The organism is Pseudomonas meliae (assembly GCF_001400515.1).
In the GTDB taxonomy this organism is placed as follows: domain Bacteria; phylum Pseudomonadota; class Gammaproteobacteria; order Pseudomonadales; family Pseudomonadaceae; genus Aquipseudomonas; species Aquipseudomonas amygdali.
Window position 1 is genome coordinate 1 of sequence record NZ_LJQT01000195.1, and the last position, 5382, is coordinate 5382.

At 59.9% G+C, this 5382-nt stretch carries 5 protein-coding genes; 1 reads left to right on the forward strand and 4 read right to left on the reverse strand.

The window, feature by feature from the left end; translation table 11 throughout:
• Positions 1-92: 92 nt before the first annotated feature.
• From ALO64_RS08815 to glnT, 4 genes are all read right to left on the reverse strand, one after another.
• The gene (locus ALO64_RS08815; protein WP_044344053.1) at positions 93-1433 is read right to left on the reverse strand and encodes an FMN-binding glutamate synthase family protein; all 1341 of its coding nucleotides are present in this window, start codon (positions 1431-1433) and stop codon (positions 93-95) included.
• A gap of 15 nt (positions 1434-1448) precedes the next feature.
• Positions 1449-2132: a GltB/FmdC/FwdC-like GXGXG domain-containing protein gene (locus ALO64_RS08820; protein WP_002553846.1), complete on the reverse strand. Its 684-nt coding sequence runs from the start codon at positions 2130-2132 to the stop codon at positions 1449-1451.
• Positions 2129-3049: a class II glutamine amidotransferase gene (locus tag ALO64_RS08825; protein ID WP_004665566.1), complete on the reverse strand. Its 921-nt coding sequence runs from the start codon at positions 3047-3049 to the stop codon at positions 2129-2131. The genes ALO64_RS08820 and ALO64_RS08825 overlap by 4 nt, the downstream gene beginning before the upstream one ends.
• A gap of 124 nt (positions 3050-3173) precedes the next feature.
• Positions 3174-4508, reverse strand: a complete 1335-nt coding sequence (glnT, locus tag ALO64_RS08830) for a type III glutamate--ammonia ligase (RefSeq protein ID WP_044344054.1) — start codon at positions 4506-4508, stop codon at positions 3174-3176.
• A gap of 290 nt (positions 4509-4798) precedes the next feature.
• On the opposite strand from glnT, the gene ALO64_RS24100 reads away from it, so the two are divergent.
• On the forward strand, positions 4799-5382 hold a 584-nt coding region (locus ALO64_RS24100), incomplete at its 3' end, for a helix-turn-helix domain-containing protein (protein WP_054995609.1).

The following is a 5382-nucleotide window of genomic DNA, read 5'->3' on the forward strand; positions in this document are numbered from 1 at the left end:
ACGTCGCACTCTGCGTCGTCTGTGCCATCGTGATAGAAAAGCACGTTATGGTGTAAGTCGGTGCCATCGCGGTCGAAAAGCACGTTATGGCACTAGTAACCAGAACCCGAGCCAGGAATCCACGACGTCCCGGCCAAGGGCACTCGGGCCATCGCTGCAGACTCGACGGTCAGCGCCACCAGGTCTTCCGGGTCAAGGTTGTGCAGGTGCGACTTGCCGCAGGCGCGGGCCATGGTCTGAGCCTCCAGCACCAGCACGCGCAGGTAGTTGGCCAGACGCCGCCCGCCTTCGACCGGGTCGAGACGTTTGGACAGTTCCGGGTCCTGGGTGGTGATGCCCGCAGGGTCGCGGCCGTTCTGCCAGTCGTCGTAGTAACCCGCTGCCGAGCCGATCTTTCTCAGTTCTTCGTCGAGACGCGGATGGTTGTCGCCCAGCGCTATCAAAGCGGCTGTACCAATTGCCACTGCATCAGCGCCCAGAGCCATGGCCTTGGCCACATCGGCGCAGTTGCGAATCCCGCCGGAGACGATCAACTGCACCTTGCGATGCATGCCCATCTCCTGCAGCGCCTGCACGGCTTGCGGGATGGCAGGCAGAATCGGAATGCCGACGTGCTCGATGAACACTTCCTGAGTGGCCGCAGTACCGCCCTGCATGCCGTCGAGCACAATCACGTCAGCACCAGCCTTCACCGCCAGCTTGACGTCGTAGTACGGGCGGCTGGCACCTATCTTCACGTAGATCGGCTTTTCCCAGTCGGTGATCTCGCGGATCTCGGCAATCTTGATCGCCAGATCGTCGGGGCCGGTCCAGTCCGGGTGTCGGCACGCAGAACGCTGATCGACGCCGACCGGCAAGGTGCGCATGCCAGCCACGCGCTCGGTCACTTTCATGCCCAGCAACATGCCGCCGCCACCGGGTTTGGCGCCCTGCCCCAGGACGATTTCGATGGCATCGGCCTTGCGCAGATCGTCGGGATTCATGCCGTAACGCGACGGCAGGTACTGGTAGACCAGATGCTGCGACTGACCGCGCTCTTCCGGGGTCATGCCGCCATCGCCGGTGGTGGTACTGGTGCCGGCAATGGTTGCGCCGCGGCCCAGCGCTTCCTTGGCGTTGGCCGACAATGCGCCGAAGCTCATGCCTGCGATAGTCACCGGAATTTTCAGGTACAGCGGCTTTTTGGCGAAACGATTACCCAGCACCACGTCGGTGCCGCACTTCTCGCGATAGCCTTCCAGCGGGTAGCGCGAGACGCTTGCGCCAAGCAGCAGCAGGTCGTCGAAGTGCGGCAGTTTGCGTTTTGTGCCGCCACCGCGAATGTCGTAGATGCCGGTTTCCGCAGCACGCTGGATTTCCTGAATGGTCAGGCGATCAAAGGTGGCCGACTCGCGCAGGACTGGAGCAGGTTTTTGGCTGATGGGGTCGCTCATGGTAATGCTCCTGAATCAGTACGCGGAGGCGTTATCGATTTTGAAGTTGTAAAGCTGACGGGCCGAGCCATAGCGTTTGAAATCCGCGGCCTTCTCGTTGAAGCCCGCGCGATTGAGAAGCTCCTGCAACTCCTGCAGATGCTCTTCACGCATCTCCTTGGCGATGCAGTCAGAGCCCAGTGACTCGACCTTGCCTTTGACGTAGATCCGCGTTTCATACAACGAGTCGCCCAGCGCATCACCGGCGTCGCCACAGACCACCAGCCGACCGGCCTGGCCCATGAAGCAGCTCATGTGGCCGATGCTGCCGCCGACCACAATGTCGATGCCTTTCATGGAAATGCCACAGCGCGCTCCGGCATCGCCTTCAATCACCAGCAAACCGCCGTGCGCCGTGGCACCTGCGGCCTGCGAGGCGCTGCCCTTGACCCGGACTGCGCCGGACATCATGTTCTCGGCGCAACCAACACCGACATTGCCGTGCACGGTGATCGAAGCTTTCTGGTTCATACCCGCGCAGTAATAGCCGGCATGGCCCTGAATATCGATGGAGATGGCCTCGTTGACGCCGACCGCCAGGTTATGCGCGCCGTCAGGGTGGGTGACCAGCCATTCGCGCTCTTGCAATGCCTTGACCTGATCGTGCAGAGTCTGGTTGAGATCACGCACGGTGGCGCTGGAAAGATCGACGGTTTTCATGAGCGTGCTCCCTCGGCTGGCTCGCGTTCCCAGATGTACATAGTGGCCGGGACCGGTTCCCAGACCCTGGCGTTTTCGATACCCGGCAGGCTGGACAGCGCCTGGTATTCCGAGGCCATGGCGACGTAATCGTCGGTTTCGGCGAGAATGGCCGGTTTGCAGGCAATCGGATCGCGAATCACCGCAAAACCATTGCGCGTGCCGATGGCGAAGGTAAAAAAGCCATCGAGGTCCTCCAGCGATTTGTCGAGCGCCTGCTTGAGGCTGTCGCCCTGTTGCAGGCGCCAGGCCAGATAACCGGCGGCCACCTCGGTGTCGTTGTCGGTCTCGAAGTGAATGCCTTCACGACGCAGGTTCTGGCGCAGGCGAAAGTGATTGGACAGCGAGCCGTTGTGCACCAGACACAGGTCCGAACCCGTGGAAAACGGATGACTGCCTTCCATGGTCACCGCACTTTCAGTGGCCATGCGCGTATGGCCGATGATGTGGCTGCCCTTCATGGACGCCAGACCGAAGCGCTCGGAAATCTCCCTCGGCAACCCCATGCCCTTGAGGATCTCGATACTCTGTCCGGCGCTCATGATGCGCACGGTGGGCGCCAACTGCGCCAGTGCAGCACGCACCGGGGCTTCTTCTGCCTGAATCTTCAATACCACGGCGCTGGCGTTCTGAAACCAGTCCAGTGGTGCATCCAGTCTGCTTTGCAGCGCCGCGATCAGCGCCTTGAAATCATACTGTTCGGTGGTGGCCTGCAAGGTCAGCTTGACCCAGCCCTGCGCCACTTCATCGCCATAAATGGCAAACCCGGCGCTGTCCGGCCCGCGGTCCGTCATAGCCTCGAGCATCGGTTCGAACAACCTGCCGAGTTGTGATTCCAGCGCCGGGTTCTTCAGATACAAACCAACGATTCCGCACATAAGCCTCACCTTGTTCGGAAGCGGCAAGCTTTTAGCTACAAGCTGCAAGCCAACCGCATAGACAGAAAAATTCAATACGCCGCAATCCAGCTTCTTATTGCAGCCTGAAGCTTGAAACGTGCAGCTAGAAAAACTCGATATAACGCTTCACTTCCCAGTCACTCACGTGGCGGCTGTACTCCACCCATTCCATGCGTTTGAGGCGGATGAACTCACCAACGATCTCGTTGCCCAGCACCTCGGCGAACAAAGGGTCGGCTTCGAGTGCATCGCAGGCTTCCTTGAGCGACTGCGGCAGGGTCTTGATGCCCCGTGCGGCGATTTCTTCCAGGCTCAATGTGTAAAGGTTCTCGTTGCAGACATGATCGATCTCCAGCTGCCGGTCGATACCGTCCAGCCCTGCGGCGATGATCGCGGCGCTGACCAGATACGGGTTGCAACCGGCATCCGGCAGGCGAAACTCGAGGCGGCCATAGGGCACCCGCACCATCGCCGAACGGTTGTTGGCGCCGAAGGCGATGAACGCTGGAGCCCAGGTCGCCCCCGACAGCGAGTTGCCGACCACCAGGCGTTTGTAGGAGTTGACCGTGGGTGCCGCGAAGGCACACAGCGCGGGGCCGTGAGCCAGCAGGCCAGCCGCAAAGTGATAGGCCATCTTCGACAGGCCCATGCCGCTGGGGTCGCTGGCGTCGTGAAACAGGTTCTTGCTGCTGGCACTGGCGATCGACAGGTGGAAGTGCATGCCGTTGCCCGCACGCTTCGGATCGGGTTTGGGCATGAACGAGCAGATCATGCCCATGTCGTTGGCGATCTCCCCGGTCGCCATGCGGAAGAAAGTGAAGCGGTCCGCCGACTCCATGGCCTCGCTGTAGGTGTAATTGATCTCGAACTGGCCGTTGGCGTCTTCGTGATCGATCTGATAGATGTCGAAGCCCACCGGCTGTAGCGCCTCGGTCAAGCGCTCGAGAAACTCACGTGAACGCGACAGCCCCTTGTAGTCATAGCAAGGCTTGTCGAGGTTATCGCTGGCATCGACCATTTGCAGACTGCCCGCAGCATCGCGCTTGAACAGGCTGAACTCGGGCTCCAGTCCGGTATTGAGGGTCCAGCCACGCTGGCTGAGGCGTTCGACCTGCTGCTGCAACACATAACGGCTGTCATAGGGCCACGGCTTGCCATCCACATGACCGATGCACACCACCCGCCCATACCCCGGCTGCCACGGCACCGGGGTCAGCGACGACAGGTCGCCCCTGGCCATGAAGTCCGGGCCGTGGGGTTCCATGCCCATGCCGCAGATAGCGAAACCGGCGAACCCGGCACCGTCCTCTGCAACCATTTCCAGGCCCGTCACAGGAACCGACTTGGTCTTGGCCGAACCATGAATATCCACGAACTGAGCCAGCACGTACTTGATGCCGTGCTGTTCGATCAGGCGCTGTGTTTCGGGTGGCAACATGGGACGTGTCTCCTGGCATGGCAAAACGTTTCAGGGAAGGACCGTTGTTTCACTACCTGCCGAAAATATATTCTGATCAGGAAAGTTACTTTCCCTTTAGGAATGCAAAGCGCTTGCCAGTTTGGTATGCCAGCAAATCGAAGAGACGTGGAAGGGGCAATTCAGCTGTTTATATGGGAAACTCGTTTTCTCTCCGGGAATAATCTGCAACTGAAGCACGCGATGACAGCGGCGAAATGCACATTCCCAGTGCGAAATAAAAATTATTGAACGGAAACTGTGCGCAGCCGATGAATATGCCGACCGAACCGCATCCCAAATTGAAGCTTGAGCAATACCTGGGTATTCAGATCAAACGCCAGCGCCAGGCTCAGGAGCTGAAGCTTGCCGACGTAGCGCGCATTGCCGGTATCAGCCAGGGCATGCTGAGCAAGATCGAGAATGCGCAGGTGTCGACCAGCCTCGACAACCTCAGCCGTCTTTGCGACGTGCTGGGCATGCCCATGTCCAAGCTGTTCAGCCAGTACGATCAGCAAGGCAGCAGTGCACTGCTGGTGAAAGCCGATGAAGGGCTTGAGGTGGTGAGGCGCGGCACCGAGAAAGGCCACACCTATCACTTGCTCAACCATACCCGTGGGCCGAAGAAGAGTTTCGAGGCGTACATGGTGACGATGGACGATGCCAGCGAGGAGTTTCCGACCTTCTCACACCCTGGCACCGAGTTTCTCCACCTGCTCGAAGGCGAGCTGATCTACCGCCACGGCAATCAGCTGTATCCGATGCAGGCCGGTGACAGCCTGACCTTCGACGGCGACATTCCCCACGGTCCCGAGCAACTGGTGCAGGTGCCGATCAAGCTGCTGTCGATCATGAA